Source organism: Streptomyces sp. NPDC060064 (assembly GCF_042736455.1).
GTDB lineage: Bacteria > Actinomycetota > Actinomycetes > Streptomycetales > Streptomycetaceae > Streptomyces.
The window spans coordinates 1-23,292 of the sequence record NZ_JBHWWF010000065.1; the positions used below are offsets into that span (position 1 = coordinate 1).

A 23,292-nucleotide genomic window follows, 5' to 3' on the forward strand; every position below is an offset into this window, starting at 1 on the left:
GCGCACATCCGCATCGGCGTCGCCACCGACGGCTGCGGGCCCCCTTGCGTGTTGACCACTTACGACCGGGTGGCCGCGTCCTGCACACCGCTCTCGGCGCCGTCGGCATCGACGTCATCAGCCGAAACCGCAGACTCGGCCGTGACCGCCGACACGCTCGGCCTGAACATCTGGCGCCCGACCGCGAACGCGATCACCAGCGCCGCCACCAGCAACGACAGCAGCACCTGCTTACGCGCGTCGCCGCCGTCGTAGACCATGTAGCCCAGCACGAACGTGATCATCGCGATGGTCAGCCACGTCAGATACGGGAAGAGCCACATCCGCACGACGAGCTTCTCCGGCATCTCGCGCTGAATGATCCCGCGCATCCTCAGCTGGGTGACACAGATGACCAGCCACACGAACAGCGCCACCGCACCGGAGGCGTTCAGCAGGAACGCGAAGACGGTGTCCGGCCACTTGTAGTTGAAGAACACGGCGAGGAAGCCGAAGACCACGGAGCCGAGGATGGCCACCTGCGGCACACCGCGGGAGTTCGTCCGCGCGAAGGCCTTGGGCGCGTCGCCGCGCCGGCCGAGCGAGAACGCCATCCGCGAGGCGGTGTACAGCCCCGAGTTGAGGCACGAAAGCACCGCCGTCAGCACGATCACGTTCATGATCTCGCCGGCGTGCGCGATGCCGATCGAGTCGAGCGCGGCGACGTACGAGCCCTTGTCGACGATCGACTTGTCGTTCCACGGCAGCAGCGTCAGCACCACGAAGATCGAGCCCAGGTAGAAGACGCCGATCCGCCAGATCACGCTGTTCGTGGCCTTGGTGACGGCCCGCTGCGGGTCTTCCGACTCACCGGCCGCCAGCGTCACGATCTCGCTGCCCATGAAGGAGAAGACGACCATCAGCACACCGGTCAGGATCGCGCCCGCACCGTGCGGCATGAATCCGCCGGCATCGGTGAGGTGTGCGAAGCCCGCACCGGCGTTGTCCGAGCCCGGCAGCACTCCGAAGACGGCGAGCATGCCGATCACCACGAACGCGCCGATCGCGACGACCTTGATGCCCGCGAACCAGAACTCGAACTCGCCGTACGAGGACACCGACGCCAGATTCGTCGCCGTCAGCACGACCATCACGATCAGTGCCCACCCCCACTGCGGAACCGCGGGCACCCAGCCCTCGAGGATCTTCGCGCCGGCTGTCGCCTCGACCGCGAGCACGACGACCCAGAAGAACCAGTACAGCCAGCCGATCGAGAACCCGGCCCAGCGGCCGAGCGCCCGGTCCGCGTAGGCGGAGAAGGAGCCGGAGGTCGGGTTGGCGGCGGCCATCTCACCGAGCATCCGCATCACGAAGACGACCAGTGCGCCCACGAGTGCGTACGACAGAAGGATGGCCGGGCCGGCCGCGGCGATACCGGAACCGGAGCCGACGAACAGGCCGGCGCCGATCACACCGCCGATGGCGATCATGGACAGGTGCCGGTTCTTGAGTCCGGCCTGGAGACCGTCGGAGGACTGCGGCTTACCGGTCGTACCGGCCTGCTCGCCTTCCTTCGTAAGGGTCTGCTGCGAGGTCATGGACGAATCCTTAGGTTCGAGAGCACTCGGGTTACGAGCCCCCGCATTCAAACCCGCGACTCCTGATGTGTGAAGTCCCGTCTCCGGATCGTTAGGTCCAGGAGATAAGCGGAGGCGAACGACCCGTATGGGTCCTGACCCCGCTGACGGCTACCCGGGCGCTCGCGTGCCACACTCGGAACATGCGCGTGTACCTCGGCTCCGACCATGCCGGCTTCGAACTCAAGAACCACCTCGTCGAGTGGCTCACGGCCCACGGCCACGAGCCCGTCGACTGCGGTCCCCACATCTATGACGCCCAGGACGACTACCCGCCGTTCTGCCTGCGTGCGGCGGAGAAGACGGTCGCGGACCCGGAGAGCCTCGGCATCGTGATCGGCGGCTCCGGCAACGGCGAGCAGATCGCCGCGAACAAGGTCGAGGGGGTGCGCGCGGCACTCGCCTGGAGCGAGCAGACCGCCGCTCTCGGCCGCGAGCACAACAACGCGAACGTCATCGCCATCGGCGGCCGGATGCACACGGTGGAGGAGTCGACCAAGTTCGTCGAGATTTTCCTCACTACGCCGTACTCGGGTGAGGAGCGTCACACCCGCCGCATCGAGATGCTCTCGGAGTACGAGAAGACCGGCGAGCTCCCCGCGATCCCGGCGCACCACCCGCAGCAGGGCTGATGCCCGAGGGGCACACGATCCACCGACTGGCCGCCGACCACTTCGAGAGGTTCGGCGGCCGGTCTGTGCGGGCGTCCAGCCCGCAGGGGAAGTTCTCCGACAGTGCGGCGCTGGTCGACGGCCAGGTCCTGGAGACCACCGAGGCGCACGGCAAGCACCTCTTCCTCGGCTTCGGTCCGCTCGGCTGGGTCCATATCCACCTCGGCCTCTTCGGCAAGGTGAACTTCGGCGCCGCCCCCGCGCCGCCGCCCACCGACACGGTCAGGCTGCGGCTGGCCGGCCCCACCGCGTACGTCGATCTGCGCGGCCCCACCACCTGCACACTCATCACCGACGGCGAGAAGCAGGCGATACACGACCGCCTCGGCCCCGACCCGCTGCGCGCCGACCAGGATCCGGACCGGGCCTGGGCCCGTATCTCCCGCTCCCGCACCACCGTCGCCGCGCTGCTCATGGACCAGAAGGTCATCGCGGGCGTCGGCAATGTGTACCGCGCCGAAGTCCTCTTCCGGCACGGCATCGACCCTTACCGCGCCGGCCGGGACCTCCGCCGCGCCGAGTGGACCGCGATCTGGACGGACCTCGTGGAGCTGATGCGCGAGGGCGTACGGAACAACCGCATCGACACCGTCCGCCCCGAGCACACCCCAGAGGCGATGGGCCGCCCGCCGCGCGTCGACGACCACGGTGGCGAGGTCTACGTCTACCGCCGGGCACAGCTGCCCTGCCATGTCTGCGGCGGCGAGATCCGCACCGCCGGTCTCGCCGCACGCAATCTCTTCTGGTGCGAGGCGTGCCAGCGGGGCTAGTTGTACTGCAACAGTTTGCGTGACGGTTGGGCAAGGGCGCTCGCCCTGCTCGATTTCCACGTCCGCACCGCACTGAAGTGGGCCAATCAATAGTCCAGCTCGAGCCGGGCGGTAGATGTGACCTGCGCCGGGGGTGAGTTGTACCGGTCGGGGCAGGGTCACCCATTCAGCCTGTAGTCACAGTGCGTATCCAACCGATTACTCTTGGTTATGGCTTGGTGGCCATGGCTGGGGAGGATCGGTGCGTGAAGAACTCATGACTCCGCGGACGAGACCTGCCCTGCGTTTCTGGATGCCGGTAGCTACCGGATGCCCGGTGCCCCGAGCGGAACCTGCTCGGGGCACCGCTCCGTGATGACTCTGCGGCAAGGATGGGATGGGATGGGATGACCAGAAGAAGAATCTGGCTGGGGGTCTTGGCGCTGAGTTGCGCCGGTGCCCTGCTGGCACCGCCAGGGTCCGCCTTCGGCGATACCGGCGAAGGCAAGATCACGATCAATGTGTTCAGGGAGTACGCGGCCAGGGGCGCGGTCGACCCTCAGATCCAGACCGCTCTGGCCGGGGCGACGATTCGGCTCACGAGTGACGACACGGGAGAGACGAGGACCTACCCGGTCGGTGCCGACGGGAGCGTGACCATCGACCCCGAGGACTGGGTGGATTCCGAGGGAAGATACCGGGTCGATCTGGTCGACTGGCCGGACAAGTACGACCCGGCCACGGGCAACGGATTCCTTCATCCGGCGTTCGCGGGCTCCGGGCTTTCCTCCCACCTCAATTTCGTGGACGTCAGCAGGGGCAGGGACGTCACCCTCAACCTGGCCGTATGGAACCCGGACGACTACTGCCAGGACAACCCCACCCTGGTCACCGCCTGCCAGCAGGCGGCGACCAAGCCGGGCACCAAGACCCTGGTCACCTTCCCGTACAGCTCCCGGGGGGACACCGCGGGCAGCATCACGAATCCCAAGCCGATCGCCGGTGTTCAGGACACCGGGAACGTGTACGGGCTCGCATACCGCAAGAAGGACAAGCGGATCTTCTCCGGGGCCTACGCCAAGCGCCATACCGAGTACGGCAACGGCGGCCCGGGCGCGGTCTATGTGACCGACCGCACCACCGGCACCACCAGTCTGTTCACGACCGTGCCGAACGCGGGAACCACCGCACACGACCAGAACAACCGGATCGACGCCCCCTTCTCCAACCGGCCCGGCAAGGAATCTCTCGGCGACATCGAGATCTCCTCGGACGGCTCGGAGCTTTACGTCGTCAACATGAACGACGGCAATCTGTACACCTACGATGCCACCCAGGCGTCGGCGGGCAGCCCCAAGAGCGCGCCGGTCAAGATCCCGGACTCCGCCTGCGCCCCTCCCGGCGACTGGCGGCCGATGGGCCTGGGGGTACGCGACGGTGTGCTCTACGCGGGAGGCGTCTGCTCCGCGGAGAGTACGCAGGACGTGACCAAACTGCGGGCAGTGGTGTGGACTTACAACCCCGCCACCGGCACGTTCGGTGCGGCACCGATCGTCAACGAACCGCTGAACTTTCCCCGCGACCCGGCCGTCGACCCCACCCCCGGCAACTGGAAGCCGTGGACGAGAGACAACCTGACGCAGTTCCCCACGGGGGGTGTGGCCTACCCGCAGCCCATGCTCAGTGACATCGAGGTCGAGCGCGACGGAGGCCTGGTCCTGGGCTTCCGCGACCGGTACGGCGACCAGTCCGGATTGGTGATCCCCAACGCCAACCCCAACGGTCCCAACAACGAAAGCGCCAACACCGGCGGCGACATCATCAAGGTGTGCCGCAAGTCCGACGGCACCTACCACTGGGAGGGCGGCGCCGACTGCCCCCGCAACGGCAACGAGTGGTTCACCGGCGACACCTGGTACAGCGGGACCATCCACCGGGAGACAGCCCAGGGCGCGCTCGCGCTGCCTCTGCAGCAGGACAAGATCGCCAGCACCGTCATGGACCCGGTGCGCACCATCCAGTCCGGCGGGATCGGGTTCTTCGACCGTACGACGGGGGGCCGCGGCGCCGACCCTTCCCAGCAGGGTTTCGGCGTCGTCTACGCCAACGACGGCGGCTTCGGCAAGGCCCATGGGCTGGGCGACCTGGAGCTGTTGTGCGACGAACCGCCGGTACAGATCGGCAGCCGGGTCTGGGTCGACGACGGTGGCGGCACCCAGAACAGCTACGTCAACGAGCCGCTGGGCATCCCTGGCATGACGGTCACTCTGAAGGATTCGGCCGGGCGGGTCGTCGCCACCAAGAAGACCGACGCGAAGGGCGAGTACTACTTCGACCACCGCGACGGGCTCCAGGCGGACACCGACTACACGGTGGAGTTCGACAAGACCACCGCTGATGTCAGCAAGCTCCCCGCGAAATACCGCAACATCAGCAAGCTCAAGTGGACGCCCACCACCGGCTCCGACCCGACGACCAACTCCGACGCCGTGCCACCGGGCGGTCTCCTCTCCTCCCCGACCGCCGTGGCGAAGGTGATGACCGGTCCTCCCGGCTCGGTCAACCACGACATCGACGCGGGCATGTGGGTGGGCACCTGATCCAGATCCCACCCGTCGAAGGGCCGGGCCGGCACGACCGGCCCGGCCCTCCGCGTGTTCATCGGCTCACACGGCTCCGGAGAACAGGGAGGCGCCGAGCGGTTGTCCGGCCGAGAAGCCCGGCAGCACCAGGAAGGTTCCTGAGGCGGTGGCCGTGGCGAACCCTGACAGCTCGTCCCCGTCATCCAGCCGCTGTTGTGTCGCGACGAAGGTGCGAAGCTCGCGCTGGAAGCAGATGAACAGCAGTCCGCGGTCGTCCGGCCCGTTGGCGTAGCTGTAGCCGCGCCGCAGCATGAGCCCGCTGCCCGTGGCGTTGGGGCTGGCGCGCCGCGCGTGTGCCATGGCCGGTACCAGGTACCGGCCATGGGCGGACTTCGCGCCCAGGTCCAGGGGTGTCTCCGGCCCGCCGCCGCTGAGTGGCGCCCCGTCCTCCCGCCGCCGCCCGACGGCCCGTTCCTGCTGCCCGGGGTCCTGCGCGAGGAAGCGCGCCAGGTCCAGCCGCAGGCGCCGCACCACCGCGATCGTGCCGCCCCGCACCCCGGTCGGGGCGGGCAGCCACACTTCCCGGGCCAGTTCCCGAGAGGTGCGTGGCACCACCATGCCGTCCAGGAAGCCCAGCAGATTGCGCACCGGTCCCGGCTGTCCGAGCGGGCCGGGCCGGGCGGGGGACCGGAAACCGTACTGGGTCCAGCGCGCCGCCACCGAGCGCCCCCGCAGCCAGGTGCCCAGCGCACCATCGGCCAGCGTCACCACCTGCGGGTCGGACGCGCAGACCTGGACCATCAGGTCGCCGCCCCGGGCAGAATCCGGCATGTTCTCCCGAGCGAAGCCGGGCAGTTCGGCCGCTCCGGGCAGGCCGCTGTCCACGGCGGCCACGACACGTGGGCCAACCCCGACTGTGATGGTCAGGTCCCCTGGAAGGAGCCCGCTGAGGGCCGCGTCGTCCTCCTTCGTCAGCGCGAGGACGCGTCGGCCGAGCCCGGCGACCAGATCCGCCGTCCGGTGCGCGAAAGCAGCGCCCGGCGTGACCGGTTGCCCCGCGCCGGACAGGTCGTAGACCGACAGGGCCAGGTGCTGCTGGGGCTGCACCGGACGGTCCACCCCGGCCTGACGACTGCCCCGGGCCGATACGGTCACCATGCCCGCCGCGGATTGTGTCCCGGACCGGGAACTCTGCGCCTGTCCTGCGTCGGCCGGGAAAGTGACCGGCCGTTCGTGCGCCGCGACCGCATACCCGGCGATCCCGGCAGCCATCGTGGCTGCCGTCCCCCTGAGGAGCACCCGGCGCCGCGACAGCCGCTGATCCTTACTTGGTTCATCCAGGTGAGTACTCTCTGTGGTCATTCGAGTACTTTAAGGTAGGGTCCGGTGTCCTCATGGATCGAAAGAAATCTCGCGTGATCCCCCTCAACTTCCGCCGGACAGCGGTCCGTCGGCGCGCCATGGCGCTGTGCAGCGCGCTGGCCGCCGCGATCCTGTGCGGCGGCTGCTCGGGATCGTCCATCGGCACTGCCGGCCACGGCCCCGACCGCTCCGCTCGGCCCACCACCATCCGAGTGCCGACGCAGGCGGCCACGATCAACGCCGCACTTGACAGGGCCCGTCCCGGCGACCTGGTGCTCGTATCGCCCGGCGTGTACCACGAGAGCGTCAAGGTGCGCACCGACCGCGTGGTGCTGCGGGGCACCGACCGCAACCGTGTCGTCATCGACGGCGAGGGCAGGCGCTCCAACGGCGTGGTCGTCACCGCCGCAGGTGTCTCGGTGGAGAACCTGACCGTCCGCAACCACCTCCTCAACGGAGTCCTGGTGACCGGCATGAGCGATGGCAGCGGCGGACTGGCACGTGGCAGCGACGGCTACCAACGCCTTGACCCGGCCCGCTTCCCTCCTCTCGAGGGCTTCCGGGTGCGTTATGTCACCGCTCACGCCAATGGTCTCTACGGGATCTACGCGTTCAACGCCCAGCACGGGGTGCTGGAGCACAACTACGCCTCGGGCAGCGCCGACTCCGGTCTCTACGTGGGCCAGTGCAAGCCCTGCCACGTGCTCGTCCAGGACAACATCGCCGAGCACAATGCCATCGGCTACGAGGGCACCAACGCCAGCGGCCCGATCTGGGTGCTGCGCAACCGCTTCACCAAAAACCGGGTCGGGATGACCATCAACACCGACTACCAGGAGGCCTACGTCCCCCAGCAGGGCGGCGTCGTCGCCGGAAACCTGGTCTCCGACAACAACGCCCCCGACACACCCGAACAGGCGGACGGGGCCTTCGGTATCGGAATCGGCATCGCCGGCGGGCAGCACAACGAACTTCTGCGCAACCGCGTCAGCGGCAACTCGCGCGCAGGCATCGTGCTCGCCTCCCACGAGGACGTGCCTGTCCTGGGCAACCGACTGGTCGACAACACACTGTCCGCGAACGTGGTGGACGTGTCCTACCAGGCATCCGCACGCGCCCCTGGCCGGGGCAACTGCCTGCGCGGCAACACTCTGCGCCGCACCCTCCCCGAGGACCTGCAGCGCACCGCCCCCTGCCCTTCGGGGAACAGCAAGACCTCCGGCACGGCACCGCGCACACCCCCCGCTCCAGCACCGGTCGGCATCCCCTTCCTGGACGTTGCCGCGCCCCCCGGCCAGCCACAACTCCCGCACGCGGAATCCATCCCCGCCACCCCGGCTCTCCGCCTGCCCGGCCGAGTACGCCCCGACCACGTGCCGCTCCCCGGCCCGGACCTGCTCGCCGCACGACGCCATCAAGGAGCGACCAGCCCATGAGGCCGCCACACCGACGCGCCCCGCAGGCAGCTCCGGCCTGCGGCCTCGCGCTGACCCTCCTGGTCCTGCTCGGCGGCACAGCCTGCACCCGTCAACAGCCGCCCGCCCCGGCCCCCGCCGCTGCCGTCCCCGCACTGACCACAGGGCAAGCCGAGCTGCTCGCACTCACCCGGTTCACCAACTACCGCCGCGGCACCGCCGAGGTCACAGCCGACATCCCGGCCCAGGGACACCCCGCCCGGCTCACCGGCCGCCTCGACTGGCGCCACTTCACCGGCCTCGCCGTCCTCCAGGGCAACGGCGGCGTACTCGGACACGGCCGTCACCTGCTGCGCTGGGACCGCGCCACCGTCTCGGTCAGGCACGACTGGACCAGCGCGCTACCCGCGACCCCACCCCATGACGGCTGGGCCCGACGCCCGCTCACCGCCAGAGCGTCCACCATCGACACCACCCTGCTGCTCCTGCTCAACCTCGCCGCCGACCGGCCGGACAACCCCCAACTGCTCGCGCACAGCGGCGCACGCCGGCTGGGCCAGGAGGAGGCCGGAGGAGTCACCGTCACAGTGTTCGCCGGCCCATCCGGCGCCGTACCCGAAGCGGCCTCCCCGCAAGCTGCCCGCCCCCCGGGGCGCACCCGCTACTGGATCGACGCGGACGGCAGACTGCGCCGCTTTTCCGCACGGCTGAGCAATGGCACTCAATGGCTGGTGGCCGACTTCCCCGCCTGACGGCAGGCGGCCTGGCCAGAGGTGTCGATACGCCCGAAGGGCGTACGGGGTCCGGGGGCTTGCCCCCACCCGCATATCGATAAGCGGGAAGGGGCGGGTTCGGGAACTAAAAGCCGTGCGGCAGCCAGGGCGCCAGGTCGCTGCCGAACGCGGTCGACGCCTCGGCAAGCGCCCCCGCCCGCAGCTCCTGTACCCGCCCCGCCCCCGCCAGCGCCGTCAGCGACACCCCGCCCAGATATGCCGCCCCCAACTCCCGTACGGACAGCGCCAGATCCGCCTCGTCGTCCGTCCGCTTGCACGACGCGCCCTTGCTGTCGCCGGTCAGCCGCCAGCGCCCGGTGTTCCACGGACAGAAGGCGTCCTCGACGTCGAAGACCACATCCAGCGGCGTCTGGTACGTCCGCGCCTCCAGCGCCGCCCCCAGGTCCACCAGCCGTACGAACAACCCGTCCCGCACCCGGACCTCGCACCGCCGCACATCGTTGACCAGGTGCAGCAGCGGATCGTCCACGGGCCGGTTGCGTGCCACGACCTGCACGGTCAGGTCGATGTCGAAGAGGAAGCGCCACAGAACGGCGTACGTCACGGGGTCGAGCGCCTCGATGTGCCGCAGCACAATGGTGCCCTTCGGGCCGCGCGGCTCCCAGTCCGCCTTGTTGTGGAAGCGGACGAAGCCGGTGATCTCGCCCTCCCGCTCGGCGACCACGCACAGCATCGCCGAGCCGCCGTCACGATCGCCCGGCGGGTCGAGCAGCGGCAGCCGCTCCCAGCCCGGCTTGCGGGCGAGCATGCCCGGCCGTGAACCGATGCTGCGGACGTACACCGCCTCGCACTCCTGCGCGACATCCTCGACCTTCGCGAACCGCAGCCGAACCGCGTCGGCGCCCTCCGGAACGTTGATCCGCGCCTGGACCGTGTCGATCTGCGCCGACATCTGCTGTGTCGCGATCCCGTAGCCGAAGCGTCCGTAGATCTCCGGCTCGGAGGCCGTCAGCACGGCGAGCGGCTCGCCCCAGCCGCGTACGTCGTCGAGCTGGCGGCGCATCATCGAGGTGAGCACACCGCGCCGCCGGTGCGTCGCCGCCACGCTCACCATCGTCACGCCCGCGGCCGGCACCGTCGCGCCGCCCGGGACCGAGACCCCGAACGAGAACGCTCCGGCCGTCCCCACGCAGTAGTCGCCGTCCCAGACCCCGATCGAGCGTTCGTGCTCGGTGAGCGAATCCCACAGATCGCGCTCCTCCGGTGCCTCCCCGGGGCCGCCGAAGGCGAGCATCAACTTCCCGTACCAGTCGTCCCATTCGGACGGACGCAGCACCCGCACCTCTGTCGTCATATGCCATGCCTACCAGGGCTACGTCATCGGGGCGACCCGATTTCGAACGCATTGTCACAGGGGTCCCCCTGCGCGGGAGGCGACCGGGTGGATAGGGTCCACGGCAATGGCCCGTGCCTCTGCAGCAGACTCGTTCACGGCCCGGTTGCGGAAAGCGGTGCACCGGGCACGTATCGCGCTGCGCAAATCCGGAGTCGACTACTTCCGCGGCGACGGCTCCGACTGGATTGCTCTGGCCGGGCTGCTGCTGACCATTCCGGCCTTCACATGGGGCTCGATAGTGGTCCCCGTCTGGGTCTCCCCGGCGGCGCTGGTCCTGCCGATCGTGGCCGGCGGCCTTCTCCTCCGCCCGGCGAGCCTGCTCGGTCTGTACGCGGCGGCGGCGACGGCCCTGATCATCGAGTCGGTCGTGCTCGGTCCGTACACCGAAGGCCCGGCGAGAGTCACCCCGGGCACCGTACTGACCGTCGCGGCCTGCGGCTTCTTCGGTCTGCTCATAGCGCAGTTCCGGGCGAGAGTCGGCGTGCCCTGGCGGCGCGGCGGAACAATGCTCTTCGACCTGCGCGAACGCATCCGGGTACAGAGCGCTCTGCCCAAGCTGCCGAAGGGCTGGCACCACGAGATGGCGCTGCGCCCGGCGGGCGGCCAGTCCTTCTCCGGCGACTTCGTGGTCGCGGCCCGTACGAACGGCGGCCGCACCCTGGAGGTCGTCCTCACCGACGTCTCCGGCAAGGGCATGGACGCGGGCTCGCGTGCGCTGCTGCTGTCCGGCGCGTTCGGCGGCCTGCTCGGCTCGCTCCCGCCGCACGGCTTCCTGCCCGCGGCCAACGGCTATCTGCTCCGCCAGGACTGGGACGAGGGCTTCGCGACCTCGATCCACCTCGTCCTCGACCTGGACTCCGGCGACTACGAACTGCTGTCGGCGGGCCATCTGCCCGCGCTCCAACTGCACGCGGGAAGCGGCCGCTGGGAGGAGAAGGACACCGACGGCCCGCTGCTCGGTGTCTACGACGGGGCGCAGTTCGACCCGGTCAAGGGCTCCCTGCGCCCCGGCGACGTACTGATGCTCTTCACGGACGGCCTGGTGGAGGCGTCGGGACGCGACATCAGCGAGGGCATCGACCGCCTGACCGGGGAGGCCGACCGGTATGTGGCCTCGGGTTTCGAGGGCGCGGCGTGGCATCTGATCGAGGCGGTGGCGAAGGACGTCAACGACGACCGGGCGCTGCTGCTTCTGTGCCGCGAGGCGTAAGCGTTTTGTCCTCAATCGCCGGACGGGCTTGAAATCCAGCCCGTCCGGCACCTCCTGGCCGAAGGCCATGCCCCCGTCCACGACGGACAGTTCTGAGATGCCCGGAGCCATGACCGTGTCCTGGGGAGTGCGCTTCCAGCCTGTCCGGCGTTTGAGGACACGGCCGTAGGCTGTGCGCCGTCCACGACGGACGGGTTCAAGAGATGCTGGACGCCACGACCGCATCCCGAGGAGCCCTGATGGCCACGACAGACAGCACGGTCTGGCGCGAGCGCGGCAACCCGCTGGTCGCCGGATCCCGCACCGGTCCGCTCCACGGCGTACGGCTGGCCGTCAAGGATGTCCACGCCGTCGCGGGCCACAAGCAGGGCGCCGGCAACCCCGCCCGCCTCGCCGAGGCCGAGCCACAGCCCTCGCACTCCTGGGCCGTCGCCGCCCTGCTCGACGCCGGCGCCGACATCACCGGCATCGCGCAGACCGACGAATTCGCCTACAGCCTCAACGGCACGAACGCGCACTACGGCACCCCGCCCAATCCGGCCGCACCCGGCCGCGTCCCCGGCGGGTCCTCCAGCGGCCCGGCCGCCGCGGTCGCCCTCGGCCAGGCCGACGCCGGACTTGGCAGCGACACCGCCGGATCGATCCGGGTCCCCTCGTCGTACTGCGGGCTCTACGGCCTGCGGCCCACCCACGGCCTGGTCCCCACCACGGGCATGCTGCCGCTGGCCCCCTCCTTCGACACCGTCGCCTGGCTCGCCCGGGACGCGGACACGCTGGCGCGGCTGGGCGACGTACTCCTGCCTGCGCGGGGCGATGAAGGTCAACGCCCGTTCCGTACGGCCCTGGTGGCAGCCGATCTCCTCGCCCTCGCCGACGAGGGGGTACGCGAGGCCTTCGGCCCGGCCGCCGCGGACCTGGCCGAACGGCTCGGCCTGCGGATCGAGGAAGTCCCGTCCCTGGGCGGCGACCCGGGGGAGAGGGCAGCGGCCTTTGCTACGGCTCAAGGCGCGGAGGTATGGGAGTGCGACGGGGCCTGGGTCACCGCTCATCCCGGGACGCTGGGACCAGGCGTCGAGGCCCGGTTCGCCCGTGCGGCCGCCGTGACCCCGGAGGAGCGGGCCGCCGCGGAGGCGGTGGTCCACCGGACCGCCCGGGACCTGCGAGCCGCCCTTCCCGAGGACGCGGTGCTGCTGCTTCCCGCGGCGGCCGGCCCCGCGCCCCTGATCGATGAGGACCCCGAGCGGAAGGCCGCCACCCGGCAGGCGACGTTCCGCCTCACCTGCCTGGCGAGCGGCGCGGGCCTGCCGTGTCTGGTACTGCCCCGGATGTCGGTGGATGGACTGCCGGTGGGGCTGGCCGTGATCGCAGGCCGGGGGAGCGACCGGGCGCTGCTTGAACTGGCGGGCGTTGCCTAGCTGTTGAACTCGCCGTCGGCGGCGGCCGCGACGAAGGCCGCGAAGGCGGCGGCCGGGACGGCGAAGGCGGGGCCCTCGGGGTTCTTGGAGTCGCGGACGGCGACGGTGGCGGCGCAGGCGGCTACCTCGACGCACTCGCCGCCGTTGTCGCCGCTGTACGACGACTTGCGCCAGGCGGTGTCGCCGAGGGTGACGCACTCGACGCAGTCGCCTCCGCTGGTCCCGCTGTAGCTGGACTTACGCCACGCAGTCTTCGTCAGGTCCTGGTCGGTCCCCATAGCGTTCCTCCATCACACGAGCGATCAGTGCGGCCGAGTCCTCGGGGGAGAGAGCCGCAGCTTGCAAGCGAGCGTAACCGAGCGAACGCTCCCTGATCACTGTGGAATTGGCCGTGACGTGACCGGAGTCGTAGCTTTCGACGTAGAGGAGGTCCGGATCGTCCTCGAAGCGCAGAAGGTTGAACGACCCCATCATTCCGGTATGTTGCCCCACCGAGAAGGGGAGCACCTGGATCTGCACCCAAGGGCGTTTCACGAAGTCCAACAGGTGCCCGAGTTGATCTCGCATGACCTTGCGGTCACCCACGCCACGCAGCAGCACCGACTCGTCCAGCACTACCCACAGGACTGGTGGGGTCTTCCGCGCCAGGATGCGCTGGCGATCCAGGCGGGCCGCCACCATCTCGACGACCCTCTCGGGATGGTCGACCTCCAGCAGCGCCCGCGCGTACGACTCCGTCTGCAACAGCCCGTACACCACCTGCGCCTGGTACGTAGAGATATACGTCGCCCGCGCCTCCAGCTCCGCGTACGGCTGAAACCAGGACGGCAGTTGGCCCCGCAGCACCAACCCCACCAGCCGCGACATCGCCCCCTCCGTCCCCAGCGCCGCGTCCACGCGCTCCGAGAACTCCCTGGTCGGGACCTTCCGCGCGGTCTCGATCTGGCCGACCAGCGAGCCGGTGCAGTAGATGATCGAGCCCAACTGCTTCTGGTTGAGGTCCGCCGCTTCCCGTAACCGCCGCAGTTCCGCGCCGTAGTAGTCGAGCGGGGACGCGCTCGGGTCGAGGTCTCGGATGTGCGTCACGACTTCCCCCAACGGTACGCAGGGTTGCTCACAGGTCGTAGCCGAGCGTAACCGGGCGACCGCAGGCTTGGTGGCGGAACAATCCAACTTGTCCTGCCCCACCGGGAGTTATCGTGCACCAGATCGATGCCGCGCCACCCGCGACGTACCGTATGGCCTTCACCGTGGGTGAGCATTCAGCGCGGCATCTCCGCCGGATCGTCCGCTCGTACCTCCACCTCTGGCGACTCGAGGAGCTGAGCCACGCGGTCGAGCTGGCGGTCACCGAGCTGCTGGCGAATGTGGTGAGGCATGTACCGGACAGGCGGTGTGCGCTGCTGGTCCTGCGTCAGGCGTCCGGCGTACGGATCGAGGTCACCGACGGCGCGCCGGGGCTGCTGCGGACGACCGCCCCCGGCGGTGACCCGGACGGTCTCGCCGAGGGCGGGCGGGGGTTGCTGCTGGTCGAGGCGATGGCCGACCGGTGGGGCGTCGTACCGCTCGCGCGGGGCGGCAAGACGGTGTGGTTCGAGTGCGAGGCGAAGGACCCTGATGGTGACCGGGCCTGCCCCGTGGCCGGCCCCTCCGGCGATTGAGGACGCCCTCGGTGGTGGGGACAGCCCCACCACCGATCCGCCAGCCGACGCCATGGCCCGCCCCACCCCCGATCCGTAGCGTCGAAGCACCGACCAGCACATTCACAGAAGACAGAAGACAGAAGGCGGAGAACACCATGGGCCTGCGACGCAGCAAGCGCCGACATGACAAGGACGTCGCCGCGCCCGCACCGGACAGCCGCGCGGCCGTCGAACTCCACGACGTACGCCGCCAGTACGGCCGCGGGGCCTCCGCCGTCCACGCCCTGCGCGGTATCGATCTCACGCTCGCGCACGGCAGCTTCACCGCCGTGATGGGACCTTCGGGCTCCGGCAAGTCCACGTTCCTGCAGTGCGCGGCGGGTCTCGACCGTCCGACCGCGGGGTTCGTACGCCTCGGCGGCACCGAGATCACCGGGATGAGCGAGAACAAGCTCACCGTGCTGCGCCGCACCCGCCTCGGTTTCGTCTTCCAGGCCTTCAATCTGCTGCCGTCACTGACGGTCGAGCAGAACGTCCTCCTGCCGCTGCGACTCGCCGGTCACCGCGCCGACCGCAGCCGGGCCGCCGACGTACTCGGGCAGGTCGGCCTCGCCGACAAGGCCAAGCGCCGTCCCGCGGAGCTCTCCGGCGGCCAGCAGCAGCGGGTCGCGATCGCCCGCGCGTTGGTCACCCGGCCCGATGTCGTCTTCGCCGACGAGCCGACCGGCGCGCTGGACACCACCACCGCGGCCGAAGTCCTCGCGCTGCTGCGCTCCGCCGTGGACCGCCTCGGCGCGACCGTCGTCATGGTCACCCACGACCCGGCGGCCGCCGCGTACGCCGACCGTGTGCTCTTCCTCGCGGACGGCGCGATCGCGGACAGCCTGCCGCGCGCGAGCGCCGCGCAGATCGCCACCCGTATGACGTCCCTGACCGCCCCCGCCTTTGCCGGAGCAGCTGCGTAGTGCTCGTGTCCCTATGTTCGTCACCGAACGGCCGGGGCGGCCCCGCCGCAGGCACCCGTACAGTCGTGCCCATGCCATATCTCACGCTCTCCGAGGTCGAGGCGATCGCCCGCGAGGCCCACGCGGCCCAGACGGACAAGGCGGACCGCCCGTACACCGAGCATCTCGCCGCCGTCGCGGAAGGCGTACGTGCCCGGGGCGGGAGCGACGAGCAGATCGCGGCCGGCTGGCTGCACGACTCCGTCGAGGACGACGCGTTGTCCCGGGAGTGGCTTGAGGCCGCCGCGCTGCCGCAGTCGGTCAAGGAGATGGTCCTCGCACTCACCAAGCGCAAGGGCGAGGACCTGGAGGACTACACGAGGCGCATTCTGGCCACTCCCGGTGCCCGCCTGGTCAAGGAGGCCGATCTGGCGCACAACGCCGACCCGGCGCGGCTCGCGGTCCTCGACGAGGCGACGCGGACCCGGCTGACCGCGAAGTACGCGAAGGTGCGCGGGCTGCTGGGCCTGTCCTGATTCAGGCAGCACTCAGGCGGCATTCAGCCGGACCCGGGTGGACCGGACGGCCTGAACCAGGACAGGCCGGCTCACCGTCGCGGACCGAGCTCCGTCGTGTCCCGCCGGAACGCCCACGCCATCTCCGGCTCGGTCACCCACCGCATCGCCCGCCGCACCGGCGGGGTACACAGCAGCGTCACCACGGCCGCCGCGACGAACGTCAGCAAGATCTCGCCGCCCGGGTCGCTCAGCCAGGTGTACGTCTCGAACACATGTCCGTAGTCCGCGGCCTTGATCAGCAGCCCGTGCAGCAGATAGCCGCAGATGGTGCCGGCGCCCAGCACCGTGAACCAGGTGCTGCGGCGCGGCACCCAGGCCAGGAACCCGGCCGTCAGCAGCACCGCGCATCCGAAGAACGCGAGGGTCATCGCGATCCCCGTCCACCACGGCACCCCCAGTTCCTGGGCGCTGCTGGAGCGGTAGAGCCAGCTGAAGTTCATCCGGGGAGCGGCCCAGTACGCGAAGAGGCCCGCCCCGGCGAACAGCGGCAGCGCGAGCAGCCGCACCTCCCGCCGCCGCACCAGCTGGAAGTGCTCGGGCTTCAGGAGCAGCCCGAGCACGAAGAACGGCAGGAACTGCAGCACGCGCTGGAGGTTGAGGTCGGCTCCGATGTTCGGCGTCATCGCGGCGAGCGAGGCGATCGCGAGCGCCACCGGCAGCGGCCAGCGGATCAGCCGCCACAGCGGAGTGGTCAGCCGCCAGATGAACAGAGCGGCCAGGAACCAGGTCAGATAGAAGGGGTCGAGCAGACTGATCGGCTGCTCGGGGGCGTGCTGGGCCCACCGTCTGAAGAGGGAGTACACCACTTCGAAGACGATGTACGGCACGGCGATCGCGGTCAGCAGACGTCTGAGCTGGTCGGGCCGGCCGGTGTAACTTCTCGAGAAGTAGCCGGAGATGAGGATGAAGGCCGGCATATGGAAGGTGTAGACGAGCAGGTACAGCGCCCGGGAGGCGCGGCTGCCGTCCATCACCGGCTCCCATGCGTGCGCCACCGCCACGAGCACGATGGCCAGATACTTCGCGTTGTCGAAGTATGCGTCTCGCCTGGTGGACTTCGGGGTGGACTTCTCGCCAGGCGTGTCACGAACAGGCGTGCGTGCCTGCTGCGTCGTAGGGACGGGCTCCGACTCCCGGCCCGGGGGGAGCGGGGCCCTCTGATATCCGTGCGGAGCGTGGAACATCTGAGGCACCTTAGCCTCGTCCATTCGATTTAGTAAAACCCTTCCGCCCGTCTCCCATTCGAATCTGACACGGGCACCAACCGCACCATATGCCCCAATTAATCCCCGTTAAATGGTGCATTTCGTCACGGGCTTACGACAGGGTGAATTTCCTCACCGCAAGCTGTCGAATTTCGTGTGACCGAGTTGTGGGGGCATGGAAACGATCAGGCCGAATTCCGTCCCGTATTTCGCCCCTACGGCCGAGTCGCCCCTTCGCCACGAGGCGTGCACAGGCGTGCGGTTGGCGTGATCCCGTCGTCGATGATTCGTCAGCGGGGAGCATGTATGGGGCTGTTGGTGGCAACATGGTCGTGGCGGGGGTGTGCTGGGCTGCACGCTCCCGGGCCGGCAAGGTGGACCGACCGAGGGTGTGATCAGTTGTGGCCATTTCACTGTCTGTGGTGCTGCTGTTGGCGATCATCCTCGTGGTGCTGATGCGCGGCGGCTCCCTCAAGGCCGGACCCGCCATTGTCGCGGTGCTGTTCGGCTTCTTCCTCGCCTCGACGGGCATGGCGCCGTCGATCAACAAATTCCTCGACTCGCTGGCCCAGACGATCAACAACATCAACTTCTGACCTGAGTCGGCCCGAGTCGGCCGACTGATCCCGCGCGTCGGCGACGTCTCAGGGAATCGGCGAAAACGCCTCAGGCCCGGCTCGATGGTCAACCATCGAGCCGGGCCTGAGGCCTTCGAGAGCGGGCGACGGGAATCGAACCCGCGTAGCTAGTTTGGAAGACTAGGGCTCTACCATTGAGCTACGCCCGCAAGCATCGCACCGCAGGTCACGAGGGCCGCGGTTACGAAGAGCATCGTAGCGGGTCCGGGGGCGGTGCCGCACACCCCATTCCGCCCCGCAACCCCCGCCGGAGAATGCGGCAGCCGCACAGCCTGCGGGCATGTACCCTACGTGTCGCACCGACGGGGTGTGGCGCAGCTTGGTAGCGCGTCCGCTTTGGGAGCGGAAGGTCGTCGGTTCGAATCCGGCCACCCCGACCATCACCACGATCGTCTTCAAGATCGCATTGTGGGGCTCATCCTGCTTGCGGCTACTATGCAAGCTGCGTGCCCGTGTGTCTGACGAGTCCGACGAAAGCCGGCGAGTCCGACGAGAAGCAGGGCCGATCCGCTGAGCCGCCTCCAGTGCGGCGGACGCAGCAGAACCCCAGAATCCACCAAGGAGACCGAACCGTGAAGAGCGCCGTGGAGACCCTGAACCCGACTCGGGTTCGGCTCACTGTCGAGGTGCCCTTCGAGGAGCTCAAGGACAGCCTCGACGCGGCGTACAAGAAGATCAACCAGCAGGTCACGGTCAAGGGCTTCCGTAAGGGCAAGATCCCGGCCCGAGTGATCGACCAGCGGTTCGGCCGTGGTGCGGTGCTGGAGGAGGCTGTCAACGACGCCCTCCCGAAGTTCTACACCGAGGCGGTCAACGAGGCCTCGCTGAACCCGCTCGGCCAGCCCGAGGTCGACATCACGGAGCTGAAGGACGGCGAGACGCTGGCCTTCACCGCCGAGGTCGACATCCGCCCGGTCATCGAGATCCCGGACTACTCCGGCATCGAGGTCACCGTCGACGCGGTCGAGGTCAGCGACGAGGACGTCGACAAGGCCGTCGAGGAGCTGCGCGGCCGCTTCGCCTCCACCAACCCGGTCGAGCGCGCCGCCGCCGACGGCGACGTCGTGACGATCGACCTCGAGGCCAAGGTCGACGGCGAGGTCCTCGAGGACGGCGTCGCCAGCGGCGTCCAGTACACGATCGGCTCCGGCGAGCTGCTCGACGGCATCGACGAGGCCGTCACCGGCCTGGAGGCCGACGGCGAGACCACCTTCACCTCCGAGCTCAAGGGCGGCAGCGCCGAGGGCAAGGAGGCCGAGGTCACCGTCAAGGTCACCGCCGTCACCGCCCGCGAGCTCCCCGAGCTCGACGACGACTTCGCGCAGATGGCCAGCGAGTTCGACACCCTCGAGGAGCTGCGTGCGGACAGCCGCAAGCGCCTCGAGAACATGAAGCAGTACGACCAGGCCACCCAGGCCCAGGAGCGCGTCCTGGACGAGCTGCTGAAGCTGGCCGAGGTCCCGATCCCCGAGAAGCTCCTCGAGGACGAGGTCAAGACCCGCAAGCACAACCTCGAGCACCACCAGCTCGGTCAGATGGGCATCGACCTCGCCAAGTACCTGGAGATCCAGGGCAAGACCGAGGAAGAGTTCGACGCCGAGACGTCCGAGCAGGCGATCAAGGGCATCAAGACCCAGTTCATCCTCGACGAGCTGGTCAACAAGGAGAAGCTGAACGTCAACCAGGAGGAGCTCACCGAGCACCTCATGCGGCGCGCTGCCTCCTCCGGCATGAGCCCCGACCAGTTCGCCCAGGCCGTCGTCGAAGGCGGCCAGGTGCCGATGCTCGTCGGCGAGGTCGCCCGCGGCAAGGCGCTCGCCGTGGTCGTCGAGGCCGCCAAGGTCGTCGACACCAACGGTGAGCTCGTCGACCTCGAGGACGACGAGGACGAGACCGAGACCGCCGCCGAGACCGTCGAGGCCGTCGTCGACGGTGACACCGACGGTGACGACGAAGGCGACGCGGCCGCGGAGAAGACCGAGGCCTGAGCCTCGCGCTGAGCCCTACGACGGGCCCCGGACGCGCCATGCGCCCGGGGCCCGTCGTCGTACATACGGACCCCTGTCACCTTGCGCTCCGAGCGAACAGTTCGGGAAGCGGGATGGCGCCCGCCTACCAGCGCGTTAGGGTCCATAAATACGAGGGCAGGGGAGTCCCCGCCCCCAGTACGAAGACGCTGAGACGGCCGGAGCCGTCAGAGACGAGCAGGTGGATACGTGACGAATCTGATGCCTAACGCCGCGGGTGAGCCGTCCATCGGTGGTGGCCTCGGCGACCATGTCTACAACCGGCTGCTCGGCGAGCGCATCATCTTCCTCGGCCAGCAGGTCGACGACGACATCGCCAACAAGATCACGGCGCAGATGCTGCTCCTTGCCGCCGAACCGGACAAGGACATCTACCTCTACATCAACAGCCCCGGCGGCTCGGTGACGGCCGGCATGGCGATCTACGACACCATGCAGTACATCCCGAACGACGTGGTCACGATCGGTATGGGCATGGCCGCCTCGATGGGCCAGTTCCTGCTGACCGGCGGCACCGCGGGCAAGCGCTTCGCGCTCCCCAACACAGACATCCTCATGCACCAGGGATCGGCCGGCCTCGGCGGTACCGCCTCGGACATCAAGATCCAGGCCGAGTACCTGCTCCGTACGAAGAAGCGCATGGCGGAGATCACCGCTCAGCACTCCGGTCAGACCGTCGAGACGATCATCCGCGACGGTGACCGCGACCGCTGGTACACCGCTGAAGAGGCCAAGGCATACGGCCTCATCGACGACATCATGGCCTCCGCATCGGGCGTTCCGGGCGGCGGCGGCACCGGCGCCTGAGCCTTTGCGCCAGGCAGTCAGCGCCCCCAGTCTCCCCAGCCCGCAGAACGCCACCAGGATGGTGAACACCGACATGAGCAACTTCTCCGGCGCCTCCGCCAGCGGCCTCTACACCGGCCCGCAGGTGGACAACCGCTACGTCGTGCCGCGCTTCGTGGAGCGCACCTCGCAGGGCGTGCGCGAGTACGACCCGTATGCCAAGCTCTTCGAGGAGCGCGTGATCTTCCTCGGCGTGCAGATCGACGACGCCTCCGCCAACGACGTCATGGCTCAGCTGCTGTGCCTGGAGTCGATGGACCCGGACCGCGACATCTCCATCTACATCAACAGCCCCGGTGGCTCCTTCACCGCGCTGACCGCCATCTACGACACGATGCAGTTCGTGAAGCCGGACATCCAGACGGTCTGCATGGGACAGGCGGCCTCCGCCGCGGCCGTGCTGCTCGCCGCCGGTACCCCCGGCAAGCGGATGGCCCTGCCGAACGCGCGCGTACTGATCCACCAGCCGTCCTCGCAGACCGGCCGCGAGCAGCTCTCCGACCTGGAGATCGCGGCCAACGAGATCCTGCGGATGCGGACGCAGCTCGAGGAGATGCTGGCCAAGCACTCCACCACGCCCATCGAGAAGATCCGCGACGACATCGAGCGCGACAAGATCCTGACCGCCGAGGACGCGCTCGCGTACGGCCTCGTCGACCAGATCGTCTCGACCCGCAAGAGCACGGCCGCAGCGGCCGCCTGACCGCTCCGGCGCCCTTGGCGCGGTGCACGACAATGTGAACCGCGCCAAGGGGGGCCCGAACGGGGGGCCAGGCAAGGTACCGTCGGATATGAGGCACCAGGAGCCGGCTGAACCAAGCTGCTCCCAGGCGAAGGGGAAGCACCTCGTGGCACGCATCGGTGATGGCGGCGACCTGCTCAAGTGCTCGTTCTGCGGAAAGAGCCAGAAGCAGGTGAAGAAGCTCATCGCAGGCCCCGGTGTGTACATCTGCGACGAGTGCATCGACCTCTGCAACGAGATCATTGAGGAGGAGCTCGCCGAGACCTCCGAGGTGCGGTGGGAGGAACTTCCCAAGCCGCGCGAGATCTACGAGTTCCTCGAGGGGTACGTCGTCGGGCAGGAGCCCGCGAAGAAGGCCCTCTCGGTAGCGGTCTACAACCACTACAAGCGCGTCCAGGCCGGTGAGAACGGCGGCGCGCAGGGCCGGGACGATGCGATCGAACTGGCCAAGTCCAACATCCTCCTGCTGGGCCCCACGGGCTCCGGCAAGACGCTGCTGGCCCAGACGCTCGCGCGCATGCTGAACGTCCCGTTCGCCATCGCCGACGCGACGGCGCTGACGGAGGCCGGTTATGTGGGCGAGGACGTCGAGAACATCCTGCTGAAGCTGATTCAGGCGGCCGACTACGACGTCAAGAAGGCCGAGACCGGGATCATCTACATCGACGAGATCGACAAGGTCGCCCGCAAGAGCGAGAACCCGTCGATCACCCGCGATGTCTCGGGCGAAGGCGTCCAGCAGGCGCTGCTGAAGATCCTGGAAGGCACGACGGCCTCCGTCCCGCCGCAGGGCGGCCGGAAGCATCCGCACCAGGAGTTCATCCAGATCGACACGACGAACGTGCTCTTCATCGTGGGCGGCGCCTTCTCCGGCCTGGAGAAGATCATCGAGTCGCGTGCGGGCGCGAAGGGCATCGGCTTCGGCGCGACGATCCGCTCGAAGCGCGAGATCGAGGCGAGCGACCAGTTCCAGGAGGTCATGCCGGAGGACCTGGTGAAGTTCGGGATGATCCCGGAGTTCATCGGCCGGCTGCCCGTCCTGACCTCGGTCCACAACCTGGACCGCGAGGCGCTGCTCCAGATCCTGGTGGAGCCGCGGAACGCGCTGGTGAAGCAGTACCAGCGGCTGTTCGAACTGGACGGCGTGGAGCTGGACTTCGAGCGTGGCGCGCTCGAGGCCATCGCGGACCAGGCGATCCTGCGCCAGACGGGTGCGCGGGGTCTGCGGGCCATCATGGAGGAAGTCCTGATGTCGGTGATGTACGAGGTCCCGTCCCGCAAGGATGTGGCCCGGGTCGTCATCACGGAGGACGTGGTCCACAACAACGTGAACCCGACGCTGGTGCCGCGGGAGCCGCGGATCGTGAAGGACGACGGGCGCCACGAGAAGTCCGCGTAGCGGTTAGGTACTTACGCCGAAGGGGCGCCCGGCCAGCTGAACTGGCCGGGCGCCCCATTTTTGGTGTTGATAGTTTAAGACAGGCTGTGATAGAGGTCGAGAAAAACACGCAAAAGTATA

General features: G+C 68.9%; 21 protein-coding genes and 2 tRNA genes. 16 read left to right on the forward strand and 7 right to left on the reverse strand.

What is annotated here, in order from left to right; genetic code table 11:
• Positions 1 to 59: 59 nt before the first annotated feature.
• Positions 60 to 1,577: an amino acid permease gene (locus ACFWDI_RS38840; protein WP_385311587.1), complete on the reverse strand. Its 1,518-nt coding sequence runs from the start codon at positions 1,575 to 1,577 to the stop codon at positions 60 to 62.
• A gap of 182 nt (positions 1,578 to 1,759) precedes the next feature.
• Here ACFWDI_RS38840 and ACFWDI_RS38845 point away from each other — a divergent pair, with 182 nt between their 5' ends.
• The 3 genes from ACFWDI_RS38845 (at position 1,760) to ACFWDI_RS38855 (ending at position 5,636) form a co-directional block, all read left to right on the forward strand.
• Positions 1,760 to 2,248: a ribose-5-phosphate isomerase gene (locus tag ACFWDI_RS38845; RefSeq protein ID WP_385311588.1), complete on the forward strand. Its 489-nt coding sequence runs from the start codon at positions 1,760 to 1,762 to the stop codon at positions 2,246 to 2,248.
• Positions 2,248 to 3,057 (forward strand): Fpg/Nei family DNA glycosylase, encoded by an 810-nt coding sequence (locus ACFWDI_RS38850; protein ID WP_385311590.1) that lies wholly within the window; start codon positions 2,248 to 2,250, stop codon positions 3,055 to 3,057. The genes ACFWDI_RS38845 and ACFWDI_RS38850 overlap by 1 nt, the downstream gene beginning before the upstream one ends.
• 386 nt (positions 3,058 to 3,443) lie before the next feature.
• On the forward strand, positions 3,444 to 5,636 hold the full coding sequence (locus ACFWDI_RS38855; RefSeq protein ID WP_385311591.1) for an SdrD B-like domain-containing protein: 2,193 nt from the start codon (positions 3,444 to 3,446) through the stop codon (positions 5,634 to 5,636).
• A gap of 66 nt (positions 5,637 to 5,702) precedes the next feature.
• Here ACFWDI_RS38855 and ACFWDI_RS38860 read toward each other — a convergent pair whose 3' ends face one another.
• Positions 5,703 to 6,980, reverse strand: a complete 1,278-nt coding sequence (locus ACFWDI_RS38860; protein ID WP_385311593.1) for a Dyp-type peroxidase — start codon at positions 6,978 to 6,980, stop codon at positions 5,703 to 5,705.
• 53 nt (positions 6,981 to 7,033) lie between these two features.
• On the opposite strand from ACFWDI_RS38860, the gene ACFWDI_RS38865 reads away from it, so the two are divergent.
• Entirely contained in the window at positions 7,034 to 8,416 is a 1,383-nt protein-coding gene (locus ACFWDI_RS38865; protein ID WP_385311595.1) for a right-handed parallel beta-helix repeat-containing protein, read from the forward strand.
• The gene (locus ACFWDI_RS38870) at positions 8,413 to 9,147 is read left to right on the forward strand and encodes a hypothetical protein (RefSeq protein WP_385311596.1); all 735 of its coding nucleotides are present in this window, start codon (positions 8,413 to 8,415) and stop codon (positions 9,145 to 9,147) included. Before ACFWDI_RS38865 ends, ACFWDI_RS38870 begins: the two co-directional genes overlap by 4 nt.
• Positions 9,148 to 9,253: 106 nt before the next feature.
• Here the strand turns inward: ACFWDI_RS38870 and ACFWDI_RS38875 are convergent, their stop codons facing one another.
• A complete protein-coding gene (locus ACFWDI_RS38875; protein ID WP_385311598.1) occupies positions 9,254 to 10,483 on the reverse strand; it encodes a GNAT family N-acetyltransferase in 1,230 nt (409 codons plus the stop codon).
• 106 nt (positions 10,484 to 10,589) lie between these two features.
• Here ACFWDI_RS38875 and ACFWDI_RS38880 point away from each other — a divergent pair, with 106 nt between their 5' ends.
• Positions 10,590 to 11,735, forward strand: a complete 1,146-nt coding sequence (locus ACFWDI_RS38880; protein ID WP_327323618.1) for a PP2C family protein-serine/threonine phosphatase — start codon at positions 10,590 to 10,592, stop codon at positions 11,733 to 11,735.
• Positions 11,736 to 11,974: 239 nt separating this feature from the next.
• Positions 11,975 to 13,150, forward strand: a complete 1,176-nt coding sequence (locus tag ACFWDI_RS38885) for an amidase (protein WP_385311600.1) — start codon at positions 11,975 to 11,977, stop codon at positions 13,148 to 13,150.
• Here ACFWDI_RS38885 and ACFWDI_RS38890 read toward each other — a convergent pair.
• A complete protein-coding gene (locus tag ACFWDI_RS38890; RefSeq protein WP_385311601.1) occupies positions 13,147 to 13,428 on the reverse strand; it encodes a DUF397 domain-containing protein in 282 nt (93 codons plus the stop codon). The genes ACFWDI_RS38885 and ACFWDI_RS38890 overlap by 4 nt on opposite strands.
• The gene (locus ACFWDI_RS38895; RefSeq protein ID WP_385311603.1) at positions 13,388 to 14,236 is read right to left on the reverse strand and encodes a helix-turn-helix domain-containing protein; all 849 of its coding nucleotides are present in this window, start codon (positions 14,234 to 14,236) and stop codon (positions 13,388 to 13,390) included. The genes ACFWDI_RS38890 and ACFWDI_RS38895 overlap by 41 nt, the downstream gene beginning before the upstream one ends.
• Before the next feature lie 152 nt (positions 14,237 to 14,388).
• Here ACFWDI_RS38895 and ACFWDI_RS38900 point away from each other — a divergent pair, with 152 nt between their 5' ends.
• The 3 genes from ACFWDI_RS38900 to ACFWDI_RS38910 all read left to right on the forward strand — a co-directional run bounded on the left by ACFWDI_RS38900 (position 14,389) and on the right by ACFWDI_RS38910 (position 16,273).
• A complete protein-coding gene (locus tag ACFWDI_RS38900; protein ID WP_385311616.1) occupies positions 14,389 to 14,811 on the forward strand; it encodes an ATP-binding protein in 423 nt (140 codons plus the stop codon).
• Between the two features lie 137 nt (positions 14,812 to 14,948).
• Entirely contained in the window at positions 14,949 to 15,758 is an 810-nt protein-coding gene (locus tag ACFWDI_RS38905) for an ABC transporter ATP-binding protein (RefSeq protein WP_385311605.1), read from the forward strand.
• Between the two features lie 71 nt (positions 15,759 to 15,829).
• On the forward strand, positions 15,830 to 16,273 hold the full coding sequence (locus ACFWDI_RS38910; protein ID WP_385311608.1) for an HD domain-containing protein: 444 nt from the start codon (positions 15,830 to 15,832) through the stop codon (positions 16,271 to 16,273).
• Between the two features lie 71 nt (positions 16,274 to 16,344).
• Here the strand turns inward: ACFWDI_RS38910 and ACFWDI_RS38915 are convergent, their stop codons facing one another.
• The gene (locus tag ACFWDI_RS38915) at positions 16,345 to 17,499 is read right to left on the reverse strand and encodes an acyltransferase family protein (RefSeq protein ID WP_385311610.1); all 1,155 of its coding nucleotides are present in this window, start codon (positions 17,497 to 17,499) and stop codon (positions 16,345 to 16,347) included.
• Between the two features lie 422 nt (positions 17,500 to 17,921).
• On the opposite strand from ACFWDI_RS38915, the gene ACFWDI_RS38920 reads away from it, so the two are divergent.
• The gene (locus tag ACFWDI_RS38920; protein ID WP_327323607.1) at positions 17,922 to 18,116 is read left to right on the forward strand and encodes a hypothetical protein; all 195 of its coding nucleotides are present in this window, start codon (positions 17,922 to 17,924) and stop codon (positions 18,114 to 18,116) included.
• 120 nt (positions 18,117 to 18,236) lie between these two features.
• Here the strand turns inward: ACFWDI_RS38920 and ACFWDI_RS38925 are convergent.
• Positions 18,237 to 18,307: transfer RNA gene (locus ACFWDI_RS38925), tRNA-Gly, on the reverse strand.
• Between the two features lie 154 nt (positions 18,308 to 18,461).
• Between ACFWDI_RS38925 and ACFWDI_RS38930 the strand changes: the two genes are divergently transcribed.
• The 5 genes from ACFWDI_RS38930 (at position 18,462) to clpX (ending at position 23,172) form a co-directional block, all read left to right on the forward strand.
• Positions 18,462 to 18,538: transfer RNA gene (locus ACFWDI_RS38930), tRNA-Pro, on the forward strand.
• Positions 18,539 to 18,730: 192 nt separating this feature from the next.
• Positions 18,731 to 20,146, forward strand: coding sequence for a trigger factor (tig, locus tag ACFWDI_RS38935; protein ID WP_385311612.1), 1,416 nt, complete (start codon positions 18,731 to 18,733; stop codon positions 20,144 to 20,146).
• Positions 20,147 to 20,386: 240 nt separating this feature from the next.
• A complete protein-coding gene (locus ACFWDI_RS38940) occupies positions 20,387 to 20,992 on the forward strand; it encodes an ATP-dependent Clp protease proteolytic subunit (RefSeq protein ID WP_385311618.1) in 606 nt (201 codons plus the stop codon).
• A 58-nt stretch (positions 20,993 to 21,050) separates the two neighbouring features.
• Positions 21,051 to 21,734: an ATP-dependent Clp protease proteolytic subunit gene (locus ACFWDI_RS38945; protein WP_327323605.1), complete on the forward strand. Its 684-nt coding sequence runs from the start codon at positions 21,051 to 21,053 to the stop codon at positions 21,732 to 21,734.
• Positions 21,735 to 21,879: 145 nt separating this feature from the next.
• Positions 21,880 to 23,172, forward strand: a complete 1,293-nt coding sequence (gene clpX, locus ACFWDI_RS38950; protein ID WP_385311614.1) for an ATP-dependent Clp protease ATP-binding subunit ClpX — start codon at positions 21,880 to 21,882, stop codon at positions 23,170 to 23,172.
• Positions 23,173 to 23,292 lie beyond the last annotated feature (120 nt).